The 23,329-nt window shown below is 42.1% G+C and carries 21 protein-coding genes and 10 tRNA genes; 24 read left to right on the forward strand and 7 right to left on the reverse strand.

The window, feature by feature from the left end:
- Nucleotides 1–74 precede the first annotated feature (74 nt).
- The 11 genes from Q7A53_RS12750 (at nt 75) to rocF (ending at nt 2,355) form a co-directional block, all read left to right on the forward strand.
- Nucleotides 75–149, forward strand: a tRNA-Asn gene (locus Q7A53_RS12750).
- Nucleotides 150–152: 3 nt separating this feature from the next.
- Nucleotides 153–224: transfer RNA gene (locus tag Q7A53_RS12755), tRNA-Thr, on the forward strand.
- Between the two features lie 20 nt (nt 225–244).
- Nucleotides 245–319 (forward strand) — tRNA-Glu (locus Q7A53_RS12760).
- Nucleotides 320–325: 6 nt separating this feature from the next.
- Nucleotides 326–401 (forward strand) — tRNA-Val (locus Q7A53_RS12765).
- Between the two features lie 18 nt (nt 402–419).
- Nucleotides 420–495, forward strand: a tRNA-Thr gene (locus Q7A53_RS12770).
- Nucleotides 496–508: 13 nt separating this feature from the next.
- Nucleotides 509–594 (forward strand) — tRNA-Tyr (locus Q7A53_RS12775).
- 101 nt (nt 595–695) lie between these two features.
- Nucleotides 696–770: transfer RNA gene (locus tag Q7A53_RS12780), tRNA-Gln, on the forward strand.
- A gap of 137 nt (nt 771–907) precedes the next feature.
- A tRNA-Lys gene (locus Q7A53_RS12785) sits at nt 908–980 on the forward strand.
- Between the two features lie 57 nt (nt 981–1,037).
- Nucleotides 1,038–1,112 (forward strand) — tRNA-Arg (locus Q7A53_RS12790).
- Between the two features lie 2 nt (nt 1,113–1,114).
- A tRNA-Ala gene (locus Q7A53_RS12795) sits at nt 1,115–1,187 on the forward strand.
- A 262-nt stretch (nt 1,188–1,449) separates the two neighbouring features.
- Nucleotides 1,450–2,355 carry an arginase gene (gene rocF, locus Q7A53_RS12800; RefSeq protein WP_411789562.1) on the forward strand — a complete coding sequence of 302 codons (906 nt, stop codon included), beginning with the start codon at nt 1,450–1,452 and terminating at the stop codon, nt 2,353–2,355.
- 7 nt (nt 2,356–2,362) lie between these two features.
- On the opposite strand, the gene Q7A53_RS12805 is transcribed toward rocF, so the two are convergent.
- Complete coding sequence (locus Q7A53_RS12805; RefSeq protein ID WP_411789563.1) at nt 2,363–2,557, reverse strand: Spo0E family sporulation regulatory protein-aspartic acid phosphatase; 195 nt, start codon at nt 2,555–2,557, stop codon at nt 2,363–2,365.
- 161 nt (nt 2,558–2,718) lie between these two features.
- Here Q7A53_RS12805 and sigW point away from each other — a divergent pair, with 161 nt between their 5' ends.
- The 6 genes from sigW to glmS all read left to right on the forward strand — a co-directional run bounded on the left by sigW (nt 2,719) and on the right by glmS (nt 9,897).
- Nucleotides 2,719–3,282: an RNA polymerase sigma factor SigW gene (gene sigW / locus Q7A53_RS12810; protein WP_411789564.1), complete on the forward strand. Its 564-nt coding sequence runs from the start codon at nt 2,719–2,721 to the stop codon at nt 3,280–3,282.
- 15 nt (nt 3,283–3,297) lie between these two features.
- The gene (locus Q7A53_RS12815) at nt 3,298–3,945 is read left to right on the forward strand and encodes a zf-HC2 domain-containing protein (RefSeq protein WP_411789565.1); all 648 of its coding nucleotides are present in this window, start codon (nt 3,298–3,300) and stop codon (nt 3,943–3,945) included.
- A 300-nt stretch (nt 3,946–4,245) separates the two neighbouring features.
- The gene (gene cdaA / locus Q7A53_RS12820) at nt 4,246–5,055 is read left to right on the forward strand and encodes a diadenylate cyclase CdaA (protein ID WP_411789566.1); all 810 of its coding nucleotides are present in this window, start codon (nt 4,246–4,248) and stop codon (nt 5,053–5,055) included.
- Nucleotides 5,048–6,010 (forward strand): CdaR family protein, encoded by a 963-nt coding sequence (locus tag Q7A53_RS12825; RefSeq protein ID WP_411789567.1) that lies wholly within the window; start codon nt 5,048–5,050, stop codon nt 6,008–6,010. Before cdaA ends, Q7A53_RS12825 begins: the two co-directional genes overlap by 8 nt.
- Nucleotides 6,011–6,108: 98 nt before the next feature.
- The gene (gene glmM / locus Q7A53_RS12830) at nt 6,109–7,458 is read left to right on the forward strand and encodes a phosphoglucosamine mutase (protein ID WP_411789568.1); all 1,350 of its coding nucleotides are present in this window, start codon (nt 6,109–6,111) and stop codon (nt 7,456–7,458) included.
- Nucleotides 7,459–8,094: 636 nt separating this feature from the next.
- The gene (glmS, locus tag Q7A53_RS12835; protein WP_411789569.1) at nt 8,095–9,897 is read left to right on the forward strand and encodes a glutamine--fructose-6-phosphate transaminase (isomerizing); all 1,803 of its coding nucleotides are present in this window, start codon (nt 8,095–8,097) and stop codon (nt 9,895–9,897) included.
- A gap of 219 nt (nt 9,898–10,116) precedes the next feature.
- Here glmS and Q7A53_RS12840 read toward each other — a convergent pair whose 3' ends face one another.
- The 3 genes from Q7A53_RS12840 to Q7A53_RS12850 form a co-directional block, all read right to left on the reverse strand.
- Nucleotides 10,117–10,551, reverse strand: coding sequence for a S1 domain-containing RNA-binding protein (locus Q7A53_RS12840; protein WP_411789570.1), 435 nt, complete (start codon nt 10,549–10,551; stop codon nt 10,117–10,119).
- A 106-nt stretch (nt 10,552–10,657) separates the two neighbouring features.
- On the reverse strand, nt 10,658–11,878 hold the full coding sequence (locus Q7A53_RS12845) for a DUF819 family protein (RefSeq protein ID WP_411789571.1): 1,221 nt from the start codon (nt 11,876–11,878) through the stop codon (nt 10,658–10,660).
- A gap of 207 nt (nt 11,879–12,085) precedes the next feature.
- A complete protein-coding gene (locus tag Q7A53_RS12850; protein ID WP_411789572.1) occupies nt 12,086–12,466 on the reverse strand; it encodes a carbonic anhydrase in 381 nt (126 codons plus the stop codon).
- Between the two features lie 229 nt (nt 12,467–12,695).
- Between Q7A53_RS12850 and Q7A53_RS12855 the strand changes: the two genes are divergently transcribed.
- The 4 genes from Q7A53_RS12855 to glpK all read left to right on the forward strand — a co-directional run bounded on the left by Q7A53_RS12855 (nt 12,696) and on the right by glpK (nt 16,512).
- Nucleotides 12,696–13,259, forward strand: coding sequence for a GNAT family N-acetyltransferase (locus tag Q7A53_RS12855; RefSeq protein ID WP_411789573.1), 564 nt, complete (start codon nt 12,696–12,698; stop codon nt 13,257–13,259).
- An 11-nt stretch (nt 13,260–13,270) separates the two neighbouring features.
- On the forward strand, nt 13,271–13,939 hold the full coding sequence (locus Q7A53_RS12860; protein WP_411789574.1) for a Dph6-related ATP pyrophosphatase: 669 nt from the start codon (nt 13,271–13,273) through the stop codon (nt 13,937–13,939).
- A gap of 232 nt (nt 13,940–14,171) precedes the next feature.
- On the forward strand, nt 14,172–15,002 hold the full coding sequence (locus Q7A53_RS12865) for an MIP/aquaporin family protein (protein ID WP_411789575.1): 831 nt from the start codon (nt 14,172–14,174) through the stop codon (nt 15,000–15,002).
- Between the two features lie 16 nt (nt 15,003–15,018).
- Nucleotides 15,019–16,512 carry a glycerol kinase GlpK gene (gene glpK / locus Q7A53_RS12870; RefSeq protein ID WP_411789576.1) on the forward strand — a complete coding sequence of 498 codons (1,494 nt, stop codon included), beginning with the start codon at nt 15,019–15,021 and terminating at the stop codon, nt 16,510–16,512.
- A 253-nt stretch (nt 16,513–16,765) separates the two neighbouring features.
- Here glpK and Q7A53_RS12875 read toward each other — a convergent pair whose 3' ends face one another.
- A complete protein-coding gene (locus Q7A53_RS12875) occupies nt 16,766–17,296 on the reverse strand; it encodes a YceI family protein (protein WP_411789577.1) in 531 nt (176 codons plus the stop codon).
- 291 nt (nt 17,297–17,587) lie between these two features.
- Here Q7A53_RS12875 and Q7A53_RS12880 point away from each other — a divergent pair, with 291 nt between their 5' ends.
- The gene (locus tag Q7A53_RS12880) at nt 17,588–19,297 is read left to right on the forward strand and encodes a DNA-binding protein (protein WP_411789578.1); all 1,710 of its coding nucleotides are present in this window, start codon (nt 17,588–17,590) and stop codon (nt 19,295–19,297) included.
- A 147-nt stretch (nt 19,298–19,444) separates the two neighbouring features.
- Nucleotides 19,445–20,569 (forward strand): NAD(P)/FAD-dependent oxidoreductase, encoded by a 1,125-nt coding sequence (locus tag Q7A53_RS12885; protein WP_411789579.1) that lies wholly within the window; start codon nt 19,445–19,447, stop codon nt 20,567–20,569.
- Nucleotides 20,570–20,968: 399 nt separating this feature from the next.
- On the opposite strand, the gene Q7A53_RS12890 is transcribed toward Q7A53_RS12885, so the two are convergent.
- Nucleotides 20,969–21,394: a VOC family protein gene (locus Q7A53_RS12890; RefSeq protein ID WP_411789580.1), complete on the reverse strand. Its 426-nt coding sequence runs from the start codon at nt 21,392–21,394 to the stop codon at nt 20,969–20,971.
- Nucleotides 21,395–21,543: 149 nt separating this feature from the next.
- On the opposite strand from Q7A53_RS12890, the gene Q7A53_RS12895 reads away from it, so the two are divergent.
- Nucleotides 21,544–21,768 carry a hypothetical protein gene (locus Q7A53_RS12895; protein ID WP_411789581.1) on the forward strand — a complete coding sequence of 75 codons (225 nt, stop codon included), beginning with the start codon at nt 21,544–21,546 and terminating at the stop codon, nt 21,766–21,768.
- Nucleotides 21,769–21,993: 225 nt separating this feature from the next.
- Here Q7A53_RS12895 and Q7A53_RS12900 read toward each other — a convergent pair whose 3' ends face one another.
- A complete protein-coding gene (locus tag Q7A53_RS12900) occupies nt 21,994–22,653 on the reverse strand; it encodes a type 1 glutamine amidotransferase domain-containing protein (protein ID WP_411789582.1) in 660 nt (219 codons plus the stop codon).
- Nucleotides 22,654–23,329: the final 676 nt, after the last annotated feature.

Here is a 23,329-nt window from a genome sequence, read left to right on the forward strand (position 1 = left end):
GGGTCGATCCCCGTGAGAGTAGGACGTCGCCACGTCATTTCTTTTATACTTAATTAGAGAAGCTTTTTTAGTATTCCACCGTAGCTCAGTGGTAGAGCAATCGGCTGTTAACCGATTGGTCGTAGGTTCGAATCCTACCGGTGGAGCCACTTGCTTCCATAGCTCAGTGGTAGAGCACTTCCATGGTAAGGAAGGGGTCGCCGGTTCAAGTCCGGCTGGAAGCTCTCAAAGAAAGCAGTTGTATGGCCCGTTGGTCAAGTGGTTAAGACACCGCCCTTTCACGGCGGTATCACGGGTTCGAATCCCGTACGGGTCACCATTATTTGGAGGATTAGCTCAGCTGGGAGAGAACTTGCCTTACAAGCAAGGGGTCGCAGGTTCGAACCCTGCATCCTCCTCCATTCAATTTTTAAATAGTTGCCGGCCTAGCTCAACTGGCAGAGCAACTGATTTGTAATCAGTAGGTTGGGGGTTCAAGTCCTCTGGCCGGCACCACTTTCTAAATAGTGGAGGGATAGCGAAGTTGGCCAAACGCGGCGGACTGTAAATCCGCTCCCATCGGGTTCGTAGGTTCGAGTCCTACTCCCTCCACCATTTTTTTATTACAGTTAAAGCTGATTTATAATACAAATAGTATTTTTTTTGAAAAACAGTATAATCTCTGTTTAACTGGTAATACTAAGTTTTGTAGATGTTGGCCCATAGCCAAGCGGTAAGGCAACGGTTTTTGGTACCGTCATGCGCTGGTTCGAATCCAGCTGGGCCAGCCATTTTTTCAGTAGTAGCAAGGATTCGAGTGACTAACCAACTCGCAAGTATTGCGTAAAGTTTATGTAGAGAGTTTGCTTGCAGCACAAAAGAGTGTGTTTATACTTTACTGAATAATGGACGCATGATCGATGATTGCGAGCCATTAGCTCAGTTGGTAGAGCATCTGACTTTTAATCAGAGGGTCGGAGGTTCGAATCCTCCATGGCTCATTACAAATGCGGAGGTTGCAATTGCAAGGTCCGTTTTTTATATTATTTTTTTAAATTGCGGGAGTAGTTCAGTGGTAGAACATCAGCTTGCGAAGGTGGGGGTCGCGGGTTGGATTCCCGTCTCCCGCTCCATTGGGGCCTTAGCTCAGCTGGGAGAGCGCCTGCTTTGCACGCAGGAGGTCAGCGGTTCGATCCCGCTAGGCTCCATTATAGAGAATTGAATGAAAAAGCTGACACTTTGAGTGTCAGCTTTTTTTAGTGCTGGAAAAATGTAATTAAGGGAAAACTTTTCCTGTGTTTGTCGAATGACCAGAACATTCTTGTAAGTGTATTCTTGTTGAACTAGTATTCATACATTACATTGTCCCTCACGCGCTTTATAGCGTATATATATGCAGTGAATTGTCGAGTTGAGTCATCATCATGAAAACGGCTACAATATAGGTAACGATTAAAGGAGGATTATTTTATGTTGAATAACCATTTATCAGTAATCGGTGTACCTATGGACTTAGGCCAAATGCGGCGTGGAGTGGACATGGGTCCCAGTGCAATTCGCTATGCAGGAATGATTGAACGTCTGGAAGAGTTAAAGTATGTGATAGATGATTTAGGAGATATTGATATTCCTCGTCCGGAAAGAAACCAGTCCGAAAAGCTGGACAACCTGCGAAATCTAAATGAAGTGGCTGAAGGGAGTCACCGACTAGCCGTTGAAGTAGACAAAGTGGTAGAAAAAGGCCGCTTTCCGTTAGTTCTTGGAGGAGATCATAGTATAGCGATGGGGACGCTGGCTGGTATCGCCAAGCATTATGAAAACTTAGGAGTAATTTGGTACGATGCACACGGAGATTTGAATACTGGCGACAGTTCTCCTTCTGGAAATATTCACGGAATGCCGCTCGCGGTGAGTCTGGGAATTGGTCACGAAAAATTGACCAATATCTTAGATTATCAGCCGAAGATCAAGCCTGAAAATGTAGTCATTGTTGGAGCTCGTTCCCTTGACGAAGGAGAGCGTGTACTGATAGAAGAAAAAGGAATGAAGGTCTTTACGATGCACGAAGTAGACAGCATGGGCATGCCGAAAGTAATGGAAGAAACAATCCAATATTTGAAAGATCGTACAGATGGTGTACACTTAAGTTTAGATCTGGATGGACTGGATCCAAATGAAGCTCCAGGGGTTGGGACTCCTGTTATGGGTGGACTAAGTTATCGGGAAAGTCATTTAGCAATGGAAATGCTGTATCAATCTCAAATGATTACCTCAGCGGAATTTGTGGAAGTAAACCCAATTCTCGACGAAAAAAATAAGACCGCCAGCGTAGCTGTCGGCTTGATGGGATCTTTATTCGGCGAGAAACTAAAATAAATGTAAGTTAGCAGTAGCTTGCCTGTCTAAGGGCAGGTTGCTGTTCCTTTTGTTTCAATTCCTCATATTCATTCAGCAGGTGATCAAGCCTCACGCTCATATATACAACTTCTTTGGAAGTTAATGAGTGTAATTTAGCTAAGCGAGCCATTTCTTTTCGACAATCCTCAATTTCCCTCACTAACATGGTTTCCAGTTTCATTCGTATAGTCCTCCCATGTAATATTTTACAGTTAAGAACCTATAACCTATTCTATTATACATTAAACATTTTTTATTTAAAAAAAGAGATTTTTTTTGAAACCTTGGGGTGTAGTCATCCGTAAAGGATACAGACCGCAACTATAGCGGAGGTTGAAGCAGATGGAAACCATGATTAAAAAGAAAATTAAAGAAGTAAAAAAAGGTGACCAATCAGCATTTGAAGATATTGTTTCTTTTTACCAGAATAAAGTGTATCATATCTGCTACCGCATGATTGGGAATGCCTATGAAGCTGAGGATCTTGCACAAGAAGCCTTTATTCGTGCATACACCAATATTCATACGTTTGATGAAAAGCGAAAATTTTCAACCTGGTTGTATCGGATTGCCACAAATTTAACGATCGACCGGATTCGAAAGAAAAAGCCGGATTATTATCTTGATGCCGAGGTAAGAGGAACGGATGGTCTGGATATGTATTCCCAGCTGGCTGCTGATCAAGCGTTACCCGAAGAAGAAGTGGAAAGTCTAGAACTTCAGACTTACATTCATCGGGAAATACTGGCCTTGCCGCCCAAATACCGAAGTGTTATCGTCTTGCGGTATTTAGATGAACTTCCGCTTCAAGAAATCGCGGAAGTGTTAGATATTCCAGTGGGCACGGTGAAGACACGCGTTCACCGCGGCAGGGAAGCATTACGTAAAAGGCTTCGACATGTGTAAAGGAGTTGAGAGGGAATGAAATGCAATCAAGAAGCTGTTGCATTAATGCATAAATACTTGGATGGAGATTTAAATAAAGATGAAGAGAGACGACTGAGAGACCATCTTCAAGCATGCCCGTCCTGCCAGAACCACTTCCATGAGTTAAAACGCTCTATTACTCTAATTAAAAATGCGGGCCCTGTAACAGCACCAACAAGCTTTACAGCTAACGTGATGTCCAGCTTGCCTAAAGAGAGAAAAAGAAAAAACTATGCAAGGTTTTTACAGAGACATCCGCTGATTACAGCTGCTGCCGTATTCTTCATTCTCATGTTTGGAGGAATTTTCTCTGCCTGGAACCAGGATCAGCAAGTAACTGTTTCTAAACAAGAGAATTTAGTGATTCGGGATAATACAGTTATTGTTCCTGATGGAGTTACTGTTGATGGCGATTTAGTTGTCCGGAATGGCGACTTGAAAATAGATGGAAAAATAGACGGAAATATTACCATTATTAATGGAGATATTATCCCGAAAGACCATAATGAGTTATATTCCGATAGCAAAAATTATCAGGCGTACGTAAGTGGAGAAGTAAATGAAGTGAACCAGGTTTTTGAATGGATCTGGTACAATGCTAAAAATACAGTGAAAGATATTTTCTCATTTCAGTCAAATTGACACAAACCGCTATGACTAAGGTTATGGCGGTTTTTTGATGATAGGGAAAGGTTCCGGGATGATGAGATAATCATCTTCATCAATAGCGCCCCCCCTGTATGTTGGAGAGGCCGTCAGCATAAGCTTTTGTTCCCGGAGTCTTTTTTCTTAATTAATTGTTTCTAATATTCGATAAAATGGAAATGTGATATAATGATACAGGCTTTAATTTTTCCAAATTAGAGGTATGAATCGCGCCCTGAGCGCATGAAAGTTAGTTGAATGTATAAAGGGTACTATTTTATAAAAGGAAGTGTAGGCATGCTTGATGGGGGACGTGACTTTTTAGATTACTTATTGATTGCTATTGATATCGCCCTTGTCTGGTTTGTTTTATATAAATTAATGATGCTGATCCAGGGGACGAAAGCCGTTCAGCTGCTTAAGGGGATCTTTGTAGTCCTCGGGATATATCTATTAAGTAATTTATTTGGACTAACCACACTAAGATGGCTGATGTCACAAGCTTTAACCTGGGGATTTTTAGGGATCATTATTTTATTTCAGCCGGAACTCAGACGAGCGCTTGAGCAGCTCGGACGGGGCAGCTTCTTTAGCAGGAACACAGCTGAAGAAGAAGATACGGCAAAATCAATTCAGGCGATTATCAAATCATGTAATTATATGGCAAAGCGGCGGATTGGCGCGTTAATCACCATTGAACGTGAAACAGGGATGGGAGATTACGTGGAAACAGGAATTGGAATTGGCGGCCATCTGTCTAGTGAACTGCTGACGAACATATTTATTCCGAATACTCCTCTTCATGATGGAGCCGTTATACTTAAAGAAAATCAAATTATAGCTGCTGCTTGTTACCTTCCTTTATCTGAGAGCCCTTTTATTTCAAAGGAGCTTGGTACAAGGCATAGAGCAGCGATGGGAATTAGTGAAGTTACCGATGCACTAACTATTGTTGTATCAGAAGAAACTGGTGCGATCTCCTGTACTAAAAATGGAGAACTGCACCGGAATCTCGATCAAGAAAAGCTAGAAGAGATCCTGCGTAATGAACTGGATATTTCCCTTAAAATTCCAACCTGGGGCAGAAGGGGGAATAAAGATGGATAAATTACTGAAAAGTCCATGGTTTATCCGTATTATTTCTTTGCTGTTGGCCGTATTACTATGGGTTTCTGTAAATCTGGAGAATAATAAGAACACTGATCCTCAATCACTCTGGTTTAACGACAATTCCTCAGAAACAGAAGTCATGAATAACATCCCGCTTGATATAGATTTTAACGATGAAGAGTATGTGGTGAGCGGCCTTCCTCAAGACGTAAGCGTAACAGTAAAAGGCACTAAAAGTGTGATTGCCCCGGTAGTCAGGCAGAAGAATTTCACGGTATACGTGAATTTGAATGGGTTAAAACCAGGGACACACAACGTTCCTGTTGAATATAAAGGAATTTCCAACCGTATTACCGTAACTACGGAACCGAAGACGGTGGATGTAACCATTGAGAAGAAAGTCAGCAAAGATTATGATGTCAGTGTCGATTACATTAATGAGAACAAGGTGAGTAATGATATTAATATTGGGGAAGCAGAGATTAATCCGGGTAAAGTTACAGTTACAGGGTCTAAGTCAGTCATGGACAAGGTCGAGGTAGTCAAGGCCATTGTTAATATAGGCGATAAGAATAGTTCTATTGAAAAAGCAGAAGCTCCTGTTAAGGTGTATGATGCTCAAGGAAATGAATTAAATGTTATTGTCGACCCAACAGTAGTCAGTGTAAGTGTCCCAATAAGCAAGCCTAAGAAGAAAGTTCCTGTTTCGCTTAAGGTTAAGGGCGGTGCACCTAATGGAGTAATCGTTAACAACGTGATCCCTGATAAAGATGAAATTACAATCTATGGTCCACACGATGTACTAGATAAAATTGACAAAATTAATATTCCTGTGGATATCTCTGAAGTCAATTCGGATGAAACCATGGATGTCAAAATTCCGAAACCGGATGGGGTCACCAGTTCGAATCCTGATACGATTGAAGTGACAGTAGATATCGAAGGTTCTTAAATTCCTCTTCAGCCGACAGGCAGGTGAATGAAGAATCTGCCAGGAGTATTATCGAAAATATATATAATTAGGATGTTAGGAAAGAGAGGTCAAGTATAATGGGAAAATATTTTGGTACAGATGGCGTCCGAGGAGTAGCCAATAAAGAATTAACCCCGGAATTAGCTTTTAAACTTGGTAGATATGGCGGCTACGTGCTTACGAAAGATGTGAATAAACCAAAAATTTTAATTGGCCGGGATACACGTATCTCAGGGCAGATGTTAGAAGGAGCTTTATTTGCAGGACTTCTTTCTATAGGTGCAGAAGTGATGCGTCTTGGCGTGATTTCCACCCCTGGAGTCTCTTACCTAACGAAGGCGCTGCAGGCAGAAGCAGGCATTATGATTTCTGCTTCACACAATCCAGTAGAGGATAATGGCATTAAATTCTTTGGTCCGGATGGCTTTAAATTGACTGATGAGCAAGAGCAGGAAGTGGAAGCGCTCATTGATGCAGAAGAAGATACGCTGCCGCGTCCAGCTGGAGAAGATCTAGGTCAGATCAATGATTACTTTGAAGGCGGCCAGAAGTACATGCAGCACCTGAAACAAACAGTGGATTATGATTTTGCAGGGTTGCATATTGCCTTAGATTGTGCCCACGGGGCCACATCTTCTCTTGCTTCCCATCTGTTTGCGGATTTGGAAGCTGATATTACTTCTATCGGTTCTTCACCTAATGGACTTAATATCAATAAAGATGTGGGATCGACTCACCCGGAATCCTTACAGGAATTAGTAAAGGAAAAGGGCGCGGACATTGGTCTTGCTTTTGACGGAGATGGCGACCGGTTAATAGCTGTCGATGAAAAAGGAAATATCGTTGATGGTGACCAGATTATGTACATATGCGCTAAACATATGAATCAACAAGGTACACTTAATCATAATACGGTAGTTTCAACTGTGATGAGTAATTTAGGCTTTTATAAAGCTGTGGAGTCTAATGGGATGAAAAGTGATAAGACCGCCGTAGGTGACCGTTACGTAATGGAAGAAATGCGTCGTGGAGGCTATAACCTGGGTGGCGAACAATCCGGCCACATTATTTTCCTTGATCACAATACTACTGGCGACGGTATGCTGTCCGCTTTGCAGCTGGTAAACGTGTTGAAAGAAACTGGAAAACCGCTTTCTGAACTTGCAGGTGAGATGCAGAAATTCCCGCAAGTATTGAAGAATGTTCGTGTGATTGATAAACAACGTGTCCAAACTCATCCTCGAATTCAAGAAGCGATTCAGGCTGTAGAGGAAGAAATGGGAGACAGCGGTCGTGTACTTGTGCGTCCATCTGGGACAGAACCGCTTGTCCGTATCATGGTTGAGGCACCTACTGAAGAACAATGTGAGACTTATGTAAATAAAGTAGTTGAAGTCGTGCAGGAAGAATTAGGAATGGTGGATTAACCTTCTATGCGCAGGCCACACGGGAAGTGGAGCCTGCGCATATTATATTACACAAGGATAACTTTCCTGTAACAGTTGTATTTTTCGATTGACGAGACAAAAAAGTATTAGGTAAAATGAAAGTTGTGCTTGTAAAATATTTCTGTAAAGTTTAAGATGAGAAAGATTAGGTGGAATATTTAAGTACTTGAGTCTAGAACTGTAAAGGAGGAAAGAGGTTAATTACTTTTAAATAGCGCCTGAACTGTGTGCAACGGATGAAACGGCACAGTTGACGAGGAGGAGGTTCATCGAGTGTTCGGCGGATGCCTCCCGGTTGTCACACTTCAACTGAAGGATTTAATGGGAAAATTAAGAGGTGACTCTTTTTACAAAGCATTAGATCAAAGTGTTATAAATAAAGAATGTTCACGGGAAAGGGGCAGACTGATGCCCCTGAAAATGAGAGAAAACAGGAAGAGAACTTTAGAAAAGATCTTAAGTGTCCGTATTCTAAGAAATAATACTTTAAGGCAGGATTCCCAGTCTTATACAATCAGCATACGGACAACTGTTTTTCTAAAGATGTTCCTTTTTTTTCGTAAATGGGTGTTGGCTGTCCCTTTTCTCCGGTGAGAATATGAGGAGGACAACACAATGTGTGGAATAGTAGGATATATTGGACAAAAAGATACAAAGGAAATTTTATTGAATGGACTTGAGAAACTAGAATATCGAGGGTATGATTCAGCAGGCATCGCTACTTTAAATAACGACGGTGTGAAGGTCTCGAAGGTTAAAGGCCGGATTGCTTCTTTACGTGAAGCTGTAGATGCAAATGTGAAGGCAACGATGGGAATTGGTCATACGCGCTGGGCGACTCACGGGGCACCAAGTGTAGAGAATGCTCACCCGCACCAGAGTGCCTCTGACCGTTTCACTATTGTTCATAACGGAGTCATTGAAAACTATGTAGATATCCGTGATGAATACCTTGCAGGTGTGGAATTGCAGAGCGAGACGGATACTGAAATCATCGTACAGTTAATCGAAATTCTTCATAATGAATTAAAGGATGTAGAAGCGGCCTTCCGTAAAGCTGTTCAATTACTGAGTGGCTCTTATGCAATTGCTTTAATCGACAGAGAAGATGCAGAAAGAATTTATGTAGCTAAGAATAAAAGCCCGCTTCTTATTGGTCTTGGTGATGATTTCAATGTAGTGGCCAGCGATTCAATGGCAGCTCTTCATGTGACTGATAAATTTCTTGAATTAATGGATAAAGAGACCGTCGTTCTTAAGCGTGAAGGTGTGGAAATTAAGGATCCAGAAGGAAACCTTATTACCCGCGAACCATTCACGGCAGAACTTGATGCTGCGGATATTGAAAAAGGAACGTATCCTCACTTCATGTTAAAAGAAATCGATGAGCAGCCTTTCGTTATTCGCAGAATTATTCAGGAATACCAGGATGAAAATGATCAAATTAAATTGGATCCTGAAGTGCGTCAGGCAATGAAAGAGTGTGACCGTATTTATATCATTGCTGCGGGTACCAGCTACCATGCAGGACTATTGGGTAAGCAATTCATTGAAAAGCTTGCAAATATCCCAGTTGAAGTCCATGTGGCCAGCGAGTTCTCCTATAACATGCCGCTTCTATCTGAAAAGCCTTTATTCATCTACATTTCTCAAAGCGGGGAAACGGCAGACAGCCGTTCCGTACTAGTCCAGACAAAAGAACTTGGTCATCCAGCACTAACAATTACGAATGTGCCTGGATCCACCCTTTCCCGGGAAGCGGATTACACACTGCATTTACATGCAGGTCCAGAAATTGCTGTAGCTTCAACTAAAGCTTATACGGCACAGATGGCCGTGCTTACGATATTAGCTGTGGATACAGCTCGGGCTAAGAACATTCCATTAGAATTCGACCCTATGCAGGAACTTGCCATTGTTGCCAATGCAATGGAAGCGATGAATGATCAAAAAGAAGAATTAGAGCAGCTGGCTAGTGATTATCTAACTATTACGCGTAACTGTTTCTTTATCGGACGCGGAATTGATTACTATGTTGGTCTGGAAGGTTCATTAAAATTAAAAGAAATTTCTTATATCCAGGCAGAAGGATTTGCTGGAGGGGAATTAAAACACGGTACGATTGCACTGATCGAAGATGGAACTCCTGTGATTGCTCTTGCTACTCAGGAGAATGTAAACTACTCCATTCGCGGCAACGTACAGGAAGTAGAGGCACGTGGTGCGAATAGTATGATTATCAGCATGAAGGGGCTGGATAAAGAGGGCGATGCTTTCGTTATCCCACAGGTTCATGAACTCTTAACTCCGCTGGCATCAGTTATTCCAATGCAGTTAATTTCTTACTATGCAGCGCTTCATCGTGATTGCGATGTTGATAAGCCTCGAAACTTAGCTAAAAGTGTAACGGTAGAATAGGAACGATTGAATAGGAACGCTTGAGTCTTTCTGTGACTCAAGCGTTTTTCCTTTTCTCTGAAAAGGGTGAAGAGTAACGAGTTCAAATAGAAAAGGCTGGGAATAGTAAGGAACAGAGCCTCATCGTGAAGAATTGAAAAAAATGAAATCGCAGAAACGATAAAGAAGGCAAGCCAGTTTCTCCTGGCTTGCCTTCTTTATCTATAGGTGCGTATCCAATTATCCGCGTCTTCCGCCTCGACCGCCTTGTTTTGATTCAGTGCTTCTCTTAAGAGTAGATAAGTTTTCTTCACTAGTCTTTAAGAATTGAGCCATTTTATCTTCAAAACTTTCCTTAGGCTTATAGCCGCCTTTGGATGGGCGAGCATTTCTTCCTTGACCGGAAGGGCGTTTGGAATATGATGAGCTTTTTCTTTCAGGTTTATCTACCGTTTGTTTAATGGACAAGGCCGTTTTACCATCTTTTACACTAATGACTTTCACTTCAATCTCGTCTCCGACAGTCAGATGATCATTAACATCCTTTACGTAACTGTCTGCAACTTCACTGATATGAACAAGTCCTGTGGTGCCGCCTGGCAATTCTACGAATGCGCCAAAATTAGTGATTCCTGTAACCTTACCTTGTACCTTGCTGCCTACTTCAATGGACAAAAAAAGTTCCCCCTAGCTAATTTTAAAACCACTTAATTATAACAATTATTTGGTAATGTTGCAAATGGCTTTTGATGGTTAAAAGTATATCATTATACAACCTTTTTTAAAAGCTGCTAAACCACACCCCAATACCTGTGCCAATGTAATTGCCGACAATATATCCTAAAGTTCCTACAAGTAAAATGGGAATAACTAGCTTCGTCCATCCTTTTGCTATAGCCATAGCGGCAGCTGTAGTTGGACCGCCAATATTTGCATTGGAAGCGACAATGACTTCTTCTAAACTAAAATTAAATACCTTGCCTAACAAAAAAGACATCAACATATTACTGAGAACAACGATAAATACAAAAACCAGGAGCAGTGGAGCATTTTGGAAGATGAGCATGATCGAAGCTGGTATTCCAATCACCACGAAGAAAATGTAAATTAAGTAAGTCCCAATTTCCTGGGCCCCTTGAATACTTTCGAAGTATTTTGGGAAAACGGTCACCGTAATCATGGTCAGTGTAGTCAGCATGAGGTAGTTATCCCCTAGCAGTCCATTAAGAAAATTGAAGAAGAAGTTAACCTCATCCCCGGAAGGAATCAGGTTATCCAGCCAGCCAGCGATAAAAAAGGAAGCAGCTACAATGGCAAATGCAGTGCCGACAGCCAGTCCGATATCCTGTAACGACATTTCTTTTCTGCCCCAATAGGAAGCGGCTTCTGTTTCATTTGTGTCTTTCTCGTTATTACGTTGTTTCACCGAGTAAGGTGTTCTGAAATTTTTGCTGAAAAAACGGATGGCAGGAATAGTCATGAGTACGAAGAAATATAAGGCCATCATTAAATTATCAGCAACTACAGCAGATGAGACCAATTCACCTGGAGCTTCAAATTTGGTAGAAAGAGCAGCAAAGTTTACGCCGCCCCCTATATAGGAACCAGTCATCATTGCTCCGACCTTATCCAAGCCAGGGACCAATTTACGTAAAAGGAAAAAACCAATGATGGAGCCCGTAACTGTACCGGCAGCACTTAGGAAGAAGATGAGCAGGAGTCTGCCGCTTTCGTTCCATATTTTTTTAATATTTGCCTTAAAAAGGAGAAGGGGAATAGCTAAAGGAACGACATAATTCCAAACCGTATCGTACGCAGGAGACTCTAGAGGGATGATTTGCAGGTTTGCAAGCAGCATTGCACCCACTAGGGCAATAATCGCTCCTGAGACCTTGGAGGCCCATTTGAAATTTTGTTCAAGATAGATACTTATGGCAGCCCATCCTGCTAGAAATGCCCATAAAATCCATATATCATCCGATTGAACTAGTGTATGATTCATGTCCATGCCTCCTATTTTAGTATAGTATTCTATCAGGATTGACAGGAGGGCTCAATCAGACGTTCTTCCTTTTTTTGAAAAATAAGGAAATGAGGCATCGTTTCCGCAGTTTGTAGCAGAGATTTAATAATGAAATGCGCTAACCGCTGCTGAAAGAGACTTTTTCATACAAAAAAAGCTGACCGCTAATGCGGCCAGCCGTAAAAGTTATTTCACTCGTTCAACTTCCCAGTTTTCATTCACATAAAGACCAAGCACGTCCATAGGGAATCCCCATCCATGAATGATATCCATTGATTTTTTAATTTGCTCTAATTTTTCCTCTTTTGGAATAGGGTTTCCTGCACAATCATGGTGTCCGATAATCGCGATTGCCTCTGAACCATGAGCTTCCTGTGATACGCGAACTTTCGCCTTAATGAGCTCGATTTCTTCAGCACCATCGGAAAGAAGAACCCCGTTAGGTCCTGCTGCGGTGATCATGTCTATGTAAGGCACGGAAAATTCATTTTTCATCCATTCGATCACTGGAAGCTGAACTCTTCCATCCATACAATTAATAGCTGTAACAAATTTAGATTGAGACATAGACTATCCCTCCAAGTAATTTTTATGAGTGTTGAGCTTCAAGAACCCAAAGCTTATTAAAAAAAGTATAGCTTACCTCTCCAGGAGTTTCAAACAATAGAAAAGTCTTAGGTTAACTTCTTTTATTCTACCATTCCCTACTGTTTACTGGTAATCTTAACCTACAGACCAGCAAGAGTAACAGAGGAACTTGGGATTTGAATCGATGGTAAGGAAGGAGAAGATGAGGATGAATAAAATCTTACTTAAATTTCCCCACGAATTTACGACAGACCGACTCGTAATCAGGTTGCCTATGTCAGGAGACGGCAAGGTTGTACATAATGCGTTACAAGCTTCTATCAATGAATTGAAGCCGTGGATGCCTTTTGCCCAAAAGGATCAGACCGAGGAAGAAACGGAAATTAATATCCGGGAATCTCATATTAAATTTCTTAAACGAGAGGATTTAAGATTTCTGGTCTTTCATAAAGAAACGGGCGAGTTTATTTGCTCCTCAGGGCTGCACCGAATTCATTGGGGTGTACCTAAGTTTGAAATTGGCTATTGGACAGACACTCGCTATTGCGGAAAAGGGTATACAACTGAAGCAGTGGCAGGATTAACAGACTTCGCTTTCAAAGAATTAAAAGCGAAACGTGTGGAAATAAAATGTGATACGAAAAATAGGAAGAGCAGAGCGATTCCGGAAAGACTGGGGTTTCATTTAGACGCCATTTTAGAAAATGATGACTTATCCGTTGATGAACAGGAACTTAGGGATACGTGCATTTATTCAAAGGTCAAATTGTAGGGAGTGTTTCTATGAATAAGGTGATTGTGTCCTGGAGTGGTGGAAAGGATAGTGCTTTCGCTCTTTATGTATTGTCGAAACAGAAGGACGTTCAAGTGAGTGGGTTATTGTCGACGACTTCTGAGAAGAGTGGCCGGCTGCCGATGCATGAGGTGAAACGAGAGTGGATTCATAAGCAGGCCGAAGCGCTGGGACTTCCGTTATATGAAGTTAAACTTCCCGAACAGGCTGACAATGCTGTTTACGAGCAGCGTATGAAAGAGCAGTTTGATACATTTAAAGCAGACGGAATGACTACTATTGTTCACGCTGATCTTTACTTGGAAGACATTCGACAATATCGGGACAAGAATCTGGCTCAGGCTGGAATGACAGGATTATACCCTTTGTGGAAACGAGATACCCTAGAAGTTGCAAAAGAATTTGTGGACGGAGGATTTCAGGCGATCGTTACCACAGTAGATAAGGAGAAACTACCGAAAGAAATGGCGGGGCAATTGTTTGATGAATCGTTCTTAGAGGCTCTTCCTGATACGGTTGATCCGTGCGGGGAAAGGGGAGAATTTCATACCTTTGTGTTTGATGGACCGATCTTCCACACTCCTGTCCGCGTAAAGGCAGGACAGCGGTTCGAGACGTTTGGGGGTCAATTTGCTCATGCAGAGTTAGCAGCATGGTAGATAAACCTGCTTGCCAATGCAAAGGTGTTGTAATCTGACAAAATATCTTAAATTAGCAATCTATTATTTGACAGCGGTTTCATAATGGGTTATTCTAATTAACAACAAGTTAACAATGTGACGGAGAATTAGAGACTCACACGAACATTAGCACTTTTGGTCACCAATAAGTGCTGTGGATACGTGTGGGTCTTTTTTTGTTCCTAACGTTAACAAAAAAGGAGTGGATAGAATGTCAGAGTTTGCTGCAGAACTGATTGGCACAATGATTCTTATAATTCTAGGAGGCGGCGTTGTAGGCGGTGTTGTTTTGAAAGGATCAAAGGCGGAGGGCTCCGACTGGGTCGTCATTACGATTGGCTGGGGTCTTGCCGTTACGATGGGGGTTTACGCTGTTGGTAATTTTACAGGAGCCCACATTAATCCGGCTGTTACGATTGGCTTTGCTGTGGCCGGGGAGTTCCCTTGGTCGAAGGTGCCACTTTATATCACAGCTCAAATGCTTGGAGCTATGATTGGAGCGGGGATTGTATTCTTGAATTATTTACCTCACTGGAGGGAAACGAAAGATAAGGCGGCGAAACTGGCAGTATTTTCAACCGATCCCGCGATACGCAGTCCTTTCTCAAATTTAGTGAGTGAGATTGTCGGTACTTTTGTCCTGTTAATGGGTTTGATGTTTATCGGAGCGAATGATTTCACAGAAGGGTTAAATCCACTTATCGTGGGTGCCTTAATTGTCGCTATCGGAATGTCTCTGGGAGGAGCAACTGGCTATGCAATCAACCCTGCGCGTGATTTAGGGCCGAGAATTGCTCATGCCCTGCTGCCGATTCCAGGAAAAGGAAGTTCCGACTGGAGTTATGCTTGGATCCCGATTGTAGGGCCGATCTTAGGGGGAACCTATGGAGCGGTTTTCTATAGAGCTTTATTTCTAGGTGAGTTTACGGTTTTATTCTGGGTACTGAGTGTAGTAATGCTAATTATTGTCGTAGGTGCTGCTAAATCTGAGCTTCAGAAAAAAGAAACAGCAGCTGACGAAATAGAAGAAAAAATAAGCTAAATGGAGGGGAAGAAACATGAGTGAAAAATTTATTCTATCTTTAGACCAGGGAACAACCAGTTCAAGAGCTATTCTTTTTAATGAAGCAGGTGAAATTGTAGAAACTGGGCAGAAAGAGTTTGAGCAATTCTTTCCTAAGCCGGGTTGGGTCGAGCATGACGCGAATGAAATTTGGACCTCTGTTCTTTCTTGTATTGCTGATGTATTAAGAAAAGCAGACGTAGAACCGAATCAGATTGCCGGCATTGGAATTACCAATCAGCGGGAAACGACGGTTGTATGGGACAAAAATACAGGAAAACCTGTGTATAAAGCGATTGTCTGGCAATCCCGCCAGACCGAAGGAATTTGTAAAGAACTGCGTGAAAAAGGACATAACGACCTCTTTAGGGAGAAAACAGGACTGCTTCTCGATCCTTATTTCTCCGGAACAAAGGTGAAGTGGATTTTAGATAACGTTGATGGCGCACGTGAGAAAGCAGAAAATGGGGACTTGCTGTTTGGAACCATTGATACTTGGCTTGTGCATAAGCTATCTGGAGGAAAAGCTCATATCACTGATTACTCGAATGCTTCCCGTACTCTTATGTTCAATATTTATGATTTAGAGTGGGATCAAGAATTACTTGATATCTTGACGGTACCTAAAAGCATGCTGCCAGAAGTAAAGCAGTCGTCTGAAGTGTATGCAAATACGGTTGATTATCATTTCTTTGGCGAAGAAGTACCGATTGCTGGTATTGCAGGTGACCAGCAGGCAGCTCTATTTGGGCAGGCTTGCTTTGAAAAAGGAATGGCGAAGAATACCTATGGTACAGGTTGTTTTATGCTTATGAACACTGGGGAAGAAGGAGTCAGCTCTGATAATGGACTGTTGACTACACTTGCATGGGGCGTAGATGGCAAAGTAGAATATGCCCTCGAAGGAAGTATCTTTGTGGCAGGCTCTGCTATTCAATGGCTGAGAGATGGATTGAAGTTAATTGAAAGTGCTCCCGATAGTGAAAAAGATGCACTATCTGTGGAATCTACCGATGGAGTCTATATGGTTCCTGCTTTTGTCGGACTTGGAACGCCTTACTGGGACAGTGATGCTCGCGGCGCCATGTTTGGCTTAACGAGAGGAACTTCGAAAGAGCATATTGTCCGGGCAACTTTAGAGTCGCTTGCCTACCAGACGAAAGATGTGCTGGACGCTATGATTGCTGACTCAGGTATTGACCTGAAAACGCTGCGAGTGGATGGAGGAGCAGTAAAGAATGATTTCTTAATGCAATTCCAAAGTGATATTTTGAGTGTGCCTGTCGAGCGTCCGCAAGTTCAAGAAACCACTGCCTTAGGGGCAGCCTACCTTGCCGGACTAGCTGTCGGCTACTGGAAAGATAAAAATGATATTGCTAAGCAATGGAATGTTGAAAAAACATTTGAAGAAAATATGGAAAAAGAAAAACGTGACGAGCTTTATAATGGCTGGAAAAAAGCTGTAGCAGCAACTAGAGAATTCAAATAAGTTTCCAAAAAATCCGGGAGGGAAGAGCTCCCGGATTTTTTTATTTGTGTACATGAAAAAAGGGCTGACCTACAAGGGAACGGCCATAGCGTGAGTCTTCTTTAAATTTCTAGACATTTAAACATAAAAAATCCGAACGATGATGGAAGAATGTCTGTAACATTTCCATCATCGTTCGGATTTATAAAGGAGCAAAAGGTCCAATCCGCCGCTGACTTAGCCCGAAGGATCTAAACGCTCCTCTCCACTTTTGTTATTCACTTACTATGAATTCGAAGTTTCCGTCGAATTTGACGTCTTTACCGATGAGTACGCCGCCTGTTTCTAGGGCTGCGTTATAGGTAAGTCCGTATTTTTCGCGGTTGAGTTTGCCGGTAACATCGAAACCTGCTACTGTGCTGCCGTCTAATGGGCTTTTAGATGTGCCGTTGTATTCTACGGTAAACGTTTCTTTGTTTGTTACTTCTTTAATGGTAAAGTCGCCGGTAATTTCATATTCTTCATCAGAAAGCTTTTTAATAGAAGTGCTTTCGAAAATGAAGTGAGGGTATTTTTCTGCTTCAAAGAAGTCACCAGATTGAAGGTGTCCGTCACGATCTTGATTTCCGGTATCGATGGATGCCGCTGCAATTTTAACTTTTACTGAAGCGGATGAAAGATCATCTAAGTCTCCGTTGAAGGTCACGTCAAAATCTTTAAATTCTCCTTTGGCTTTTGAAACCATCATGTGTTTAATTTGAAAATCGATCCCGCTGTGTACCTTGTCTAATGTTAGTGTTGGCATTAATAATTCCTCCTACAAAATAGTAACTAATAATTTTTTATCAACTTACTTTATGTAAGTAGTATATAATGAGCATTTGAATCCGTCAAGGGTTTTTATCTTTAATTCGAGATAACTTTAAAAAGTTCTGGATACCTTGGAGATAGCGGAAGACATAATCGCACAATCCACTTAGCTATTTTTATTGGCGGGCAAAGGGGGAATTCTTTAAAAGAAAAATGAAACGAAAGCTTCTTATGGAACGTATGAAACAGGTGCATACAAAAAATTGCAAAATGGGAGAGAAAGCTTATGTCTGGAATTATAACCACCACGCTAATGTCATTTCTATTGTTTATTTTATTAACCGTGGTAGCTTTACTTACAAGAAAAAACAAAAAACAAATCCTCCAAACCGGTGTTGGCCTGTTGATCTTTGGATTTATTGTGGTCAGTGTAATCGTTTATATTTTCCTGCCGCCGATGACTCTTGCCAATATGATTATTATTAATGGCGTAGTGGCAGCTTTATTAACGCCGCTTCTCTATGCAGGCGCTAGAATTAATACCCAATTAAAACAAATTCATAGATCTCCATCGGGAATCATATTCTTCCTGACGGCTCTTGCGATCGTGGGAATATTCGTTGCTGGTATTCTTTCCTTAGATAACACGTATAATTCAATTGATAAAAAGGAAGAAGGGGAAGCGAAACCACTGAATGAAAATAATACCCCTATTTCAGTGGCTCCAGAATCAGCAAGGAATAAAATCCAAAAAGCGATGAGTGTAGTACCGAATACGCAGTTCTATGATTTGGGTAAGCTTCAGGCGCAGCGTGTAGACGGTGACATTGTTTATATTGCTCCTGTCGAGTTTACGAGCTTTTGGAAATATCTAAGAGGCAAAGAAACGGAAGGGTATTTTTCTATCGATGCGACGAATGTGAATGCTCAGCCTGAATTTTTGGATAGTAAAATGAAATATACCAATTCCAGTTATTTTAATAAGAATGTCCAAAGAGCCATTTATGGTGCATATCCCGCTTACATTCAAAGTGGCGAAGCCCAGATTGAAGTGGATGATAAGGGCAAGCCATGGTACGTGCAGACTCTTTACAAGCCGATTCCTCTCACCAACCGTCCGGATTTAAACGAGGTAAAAGTGGCTGTGGTGGATCCTGTTTCAGGAAAAGTGAAATCTTATGACACAGATAAATCACCTGAGTTCATTGATGGGTCCATCAGTTCAGAAATGGCTGCTGATGTGAACACGTATTTCGGTAAATACGTGCACGGCTGGCTGAATTCGTTGTTTGGTAAGAAAGATGTGAAGATTCCCAATGACTCGGGTACTGAAAGCAGTGTGACTCCGATCTTTAATGAAAATGGAGAAATGTATTACTTTACCGATATGGCCTCTCCAAAAGAAAACATTGATTCAGCCCTTGGTTATACACTTATTCATGCCCGAACAGGTCAGCTCACATACTATAATGGGAAGAAGAATAACGGAATTATGGATAGTAAAGGGGCAAAGCAAATCGTAAATAAAGAATTTCCTGAGAAAAATTGGGAAGGCTCGATGCCTATTCTTTATAATATCGACGGAAATCCGACTTGGATCGTAAACGTATTAGATCCGAACGGTTTATTTAAACAATATGCTTACATTAAAGCTTCCGATTCTGATTTTGCCGTGTTTGGCGACACCGCACAGCAAACATTGAATGCATATCGGCTTCAGCTTGCCCAGGATCCGAGTAATGTAGAGGGAAGTGAAGATGTAGAAACCGTAACGAAAAGTGGTACGGTTAACCGCGTTCTCGTCACCTCCACAGATAAAAGACAGTCCGTGCAGTTCTTGATCGAAGGAGATTCCACCATTTATACGGTGAATGTGAGTAAAGCTCCGCTATCGATCTTCCTGCAAAAAGGGGATCAGGTGGATGCAGAAGTGAAAGTAAGAGGAAATGGAACCGCAACGGTTGAAAACCTGACAATTAAAGCACTGAATAAATAACCAGCGCTTCAAAGTAAACTCAAGGTGGATTCTGCATCTTGAGTTTATTTTTTGTGAAAAACCTGACGCTGTTTTCGCGTCATTTGTGAGAGTACCGATTATCTTGTAGAATAGCGATTACGAGAATATACGGAAGAGGGGAAGCTTATGGAGTCCTTTATTGTTGTAGGAGCAGGGGTGCTGGGAGCATCGACAGCCTACCGACTTGCTAAAGAAGGTGCGAGTGTCACGATCATAGATGGGAAAGACCTGGGTCAAGCTACAGATGCGGCAGCTGGCATTGTATGTCCTTGGTTGTCCCAGCGCCGGAATAAGATTTGGTACCGGCTTGCTAAGGGCGGAGCAGCCTACTATCCTGCTCTTATGAAAGAGTTACAAGCCGACGGGGAGACAGAGACCGGGTATAAGCGTGTAGGGGCCATAAGCCTTCACACCGATGAACAAAAGTTAGAGAAAATGGTGGAACGTGCCAAGAAAAGAAGAGAAGATGCCCCGGAAATAGGGGAGATCACTCGACTGTCTGCCAGTGAAACAAAGAATCTTTTCCCACCTCTTGCGGACGAATACGGGGCTGTTCACGTCAGCGGAGCGGCTCGAGTGGATGGTCGAGCATTGAGAACTGCTTTAATTCGTGCTGCCGAAAGAAATGGTGCCACCGTGAGGCGAGGGAAAGCGTTATTATTGCATGAAAACAAGCGAGTCAAAGGAGTGGAGGTGGAGGACGAAGCATTGTATGCCGATAAGGTGATCGTAACCTCTGGGGTATGGGCTAAGCATCTCCTCAAGCCGCTGGGAATCCAATTTGCTGTGAGTTCCCAGAAAGCTCAAATTGTACATCTCGAGCTTCCCAACACGGATACAAGCACCTGGCCCGTCGTCATGCCGCCCAATGATCAGTATCTTCTTTCCTTTGAGAACGGCAGGGTTGTGGCAGGAGCGACTCATGAGAATGATGTCGGCTTGGATGACCGAATTACGGCAGGCGGCATATTTGAAATTTTTGATAAAGCGTTAGACTATGCTCCTGGCCTTAAAGATAGTACGTTTCTGGAAACAAGGGTGGGGTTCCGTCCGTTCACTCCGGGTTTCTTACCAGTGTTTGGTGCATTGCCCGGGTTTGAAGGGATTCTAGCAGCAAATGGTCTGGGTGCCTCTGGCTTGACCTCGGGCCCATATTTAGGGGATCAGCTTGCAAAGCTTGCCCTTAATCAACAGACGGAACTTGATCCTGAGGACTATGATATACAAGGCGCTTTGGATTTCACGCAGTAAGAGGCTGGGACAGAAACCTGTTAGCCATTATTAAACCCGAACAATGAAGGAGTATCACCTTCCTCGTTCGGGTTTTCTGGCAAGAATGAGGCAGAATTTATTGAGTTTACCAAGGACGTCTATTGGTTTACCAATTAAATAATCTGGCTCCCTGGTGAACAAGGAAGGAAAAAATAGAAACTAATCCGAGCGTAGGAAATACACGCAGACTTCTGCGGGAGGAAGGCATAGGTTTGACCCCGGAGTGCGCAGCACGAGGAGGCAGACCAGCCGCCCGCGAAAAGCGGAGTGTAGTTCCGTAGCGGTCATGCTGAGTAAGGTCCTGTACTTCCTTGATTGTCCATCTTTAGATGGCAGGCATTTTCTTTTGTTCCAGCCTCTTTCTCTATATATTGAGCTTTACTTTTTATATTCTTCCGGGTAATCGCAATACTCTACGATCGTTCCTTCTGTGTCCATTGGGTTTAAATAGACAAGACGTCTCCCATGCTTATTTATTCTTAATGAGCCCTCAAGTGTTCGAACCCCTTTTTCTTCAAGTTCTTTTAATGCTTCATCTAAATCACCTACATGATAGGCAACGTGGTGGACTCCTTTACCTTTCTGCTTTATGAATCTGGCAATCGGAGAAGTTGTGTTATTAGTAGGCATCAAAAGCTCTGTCCGATCTCCGTCTACATCGATAATGGCAATTTCACTTTCCACGCCCTTTTTTTCACTCCTGTATCGGTCAATCAGCCTGCCGCCAAGAACGTTTGTGTAGAACTGGATACTATCTTCTATATTTCTTACGGCGATACCAATATGATCAAGCTTCTTCATCATACCGCGCTCCTTTTTCTAAATGATGGTTTTCATTTTATCATCATGAGAACAAAGTGTCTGGCAAACCGCCTGTTTTTACGTGAACATAGGTACTCGTCCAAAATTTAAATTCCCTGTTTCATAAGCTGTTAACAGGAGGTGAGGTTCCTATGGAAGCCATTGCAAAAGCCCTTGGTCTAGCTTTATTCACTGCATTTCTTGTGCCTGCATCCCTTGCGGCAGTAGCCATTGCCGCCATCGTAACACCTGGGTATAAGGCTGCCCCTGCATTAATTGTTCTAGGTATCTTGTATTTATTCTGGCAATTTATGTTTTATATTCTAGTTTCTCGAATCATTGATGAATTAGATGAAGTTCCCAGGGATATCCACTAACTTTCAGGGGGCTTGTCCAGCTCCCTGTTACATAAAGAGAAGAAGCTGCTCCTCATCGATAGACGAACCATTAAGGGGCTACAGAGTCACAAAATGGTGAATGTCTAGACATCTAGAATCATATAGCACAAAAAATCCGAGCGATGATGAAGTAATGTCACTAACATAGCATCATCGCTCGGATTAAATATCGGCATAAACCTTGTCCCATTCTAGTTTTATCGATTAGGCTAATTTCTTAATAAATTCTTGTGCTACAGCCACAGTGGATTGTGGGTTTTGTCCTGTAATAAGATTACCATCGACTTCAACATGAACGGACCAGTTTGGTGCAGCAACAAAAGTTGCTCCCAGATCCCGTATTTTTGTTTCAAGTAAGAAAGGCATATATTGATCCAATGTGGTATCTTTTTCTTCAAGATCAGTGAAAGCATTCACACGCTTTCCTGCTACGAGCGGCTCGCCATTAGAAAGGGTGGCTCCAACAAGTCCTGATGGGCCATGGCATACAGCAGCCACTGGCTTATCTGTTTCATAGAAATCTCTCAGCAATTCTTGCAGCTTCTCATCTTTTGGAAGGTCAAACATGGTACCGTGTCCACCTGGCAGGAAGATAGCATCAAAGTCTTTTGCAGCAACCTCCGATGTTTTCAATGTGTTTTCAAGCTGAGACTTAGTATTTAAAATTTCTTGTGGTTCATCTTCACTAACACTACCTGGGTCAACAGGAGCTTGCCCGCCAAGAGGACTGGCAACGGTGACCTGATACCCTTGCTTTTTGAATTCATTATAGGCCTCGCCGAATTCAGATAACCAAAGGCCGGTTGGTGTATCATCATTAATCTTTTCGTGGTTTGTTACAACCATTAGAATTTTTTTAGACATACACTTCATTCCTCCCTTTAAGCTTAAATCGATGGTACAGGAAACATTGTAATCCTGTGCTTTTCTAAAAACAAATGATTGAACTTACCTAATGTAATGAGGTGATTATGTGAAGGGGTGCTGTTCTTATGCGAGGTTTGGCAGCAAAAAAACAAAAACTCACAAATTAAATCGATCTGTAAAAATCGATGAACAATTAGCATAAGGACAGGCCACATCAGGGTTTATCCTTTTTTTAATTGCCTATATAATCAGTGGTTTACAGTGATTTTCCATTTCTATTTATTCCATTAAATGAGACGATAGTTGTATGAGTGTTTCCTGTTTCGTTATGATCAGGGGTGAAACTGTACCGGGTAAATCGACTCACGATACATGTGGGAAATAGTCGGATTCCTTGGAAGAGGGTGTGACCATGCTCGCCGGGGTTTCTCTGGAGAAAAAACAAGTGTACTCAGTGTGCAAAAAAGGTTTGAATTCAAAGTATTAAGGGAAAGGAATAATCCAATAGTCTATGGAAAAAGCTATAGCTGTATAAAGACAACGGGTCCCAAAATAACCCCTTGATAAGAGCGACCATCCGCTTGTTGGTCAAAGATAAAATAAAAAATGAATAATTGCTGAAGATCACTTCTGTCTGTTTCATACATACTTTCTGTTTACTGCACCAATAGAA

This window comes from Halobacillus rhizosphaerae, from assembly GCF_046719735.1.
Taxonomy (GTDB): domain Bacteria; phylum Bacillota; class Bacilli; order Bacillales; family Halobacillaceae; genus Halobacillus_B; species Halobacillus_B rhizosphaerae.

Coding starts and splice junctions, on each gene's coding strand:
- Q7A53_RS12875 (WP_411789577.1), bottom strand. CDS start 17,296: ATGCCAACACTAACATTAGACAAGGTACACAGCGGGATCGATTTTCAA.
- Q7A53_RS12865 (WP_411789575.1), top strand. CDS start 14,172: ATGTCAGAGTTTGCTGCAGAACTGATTGGCACAATGATTCTTATAATT.
- Q7A53_RS12860 (WP_411789574.1), top strand. CDS start 13,271: ATGAATAAGGTGATTGTGTCCTGGAGTGGTGGAAAGGATAGTGCTTTC.
- glmS (WP_411789569.1), top strand. CDS start 8,095: ATGTGTGGAATAGTAGGATATATTGGACAAAAAGATACAAAGGAAATT.
- Q7A53_RS12815 (WP_411789565.1), top strand. CDS start 3,298: ATGAAATGCAATCAAGAAGCTGTTGCATTAATGCATAAATACTTGGAT.
- glmM (WP_411789568.1), top strand. CDS start 6,109: ATGGGAAAATATTTTGGTACAGATGGCGTCCGAGGAGTAGCCAATAAA.
- glpK (WP_411789576.1), top strand. CDS start 15,019: ATGAGTGAAAAATTTATTCTATCTTTAGACCAGGGAACAACCAGTTCA.
- Q7A53_RS12900 (WP_411789582.1), bottom strand. CDS start 22,653: ATGTCTAAAAAAATTCTAATGGTTGTAACAAACCACGAAAAGATTAAT.
- Q7A53_RS12825 (WP_411789567.1), top strand. CDS start 5,048: ATGGATAAATTACTGAAAAGTCCATGGTTTATCCGTATTATTTCTTTG.
- rocF (WP_411789562.1), top strand. CDS start 1,450: ATGTTGAATAACCATTTATCAGTAATCGGTGTACCTATGGACTTAGGC.
- Q7A53_RS12850 (WP_411789572.1), bottom strand. CDS start 12,466: ATGTCTCAATCTAAATTTGTTACAGCTATTAATTGTATGGATGGAAGA.
- cdaA (WP_411789566.1), top strand. CDS start 4,246: ATGCTTGATGGGGGACGTGACTTTTTAGATTACTTATTGATTGCTATT.
- Q7A53_RS12880 (WP_411789578.1), top strand. CDS start 17,588: ATGTCTGGAATTATAACCACCACGCTAATGTCATTTCTATTGTTTATT.
- Q7A53_RS12890 (WP_411789580.1), bottom strand. CDS start 21,394: ATGATGAAGAAGCTTGATCATATTGGTATCGCCGTAAGAAATATAGAA.
- Q7A53_RS12845 (WP_411789571.1), bottom strand. CDS start 11,878: ATGAATCATACACTAGTTCAATCGGATGATATATGGATTTTATGGGCA.
- Q7A53_RS12885 (WP_411789579.1), top strand. CDS start 19,445: ATGGAGTCCTTTATTGTTGTAGGAGCAGGGGTGCTGGGAGCATCGACA.
- sigW (WP_411789564.1), top strand. CDS start 2,719: ATGGAAACCATGATTAAAAAGAAAATTAAAGAAGTAAAAAAAGGTGAC.
- Q7A53_RS12895 (WP_411789581.1), top strand. CDS start 21,544: ATGGAAGCCATTGCAAAAGCCCTTGGTCTAGCTTTATTCACTGCATTT.
- Q7A53_RS12805 (WP_411789563.1), bottom strand. CDS start 2,557: ATGAAACTGGAAACCATGTTAGTGAGGGAAATTGAGGATTGTCGAAAA.
- Q7A53_RS12855 (WP_411789573.1), top strand. CDS start 12,696: ATGAATAAAATCTTACTTAAATTTCCCCACGAATTTACGACAGACCGA.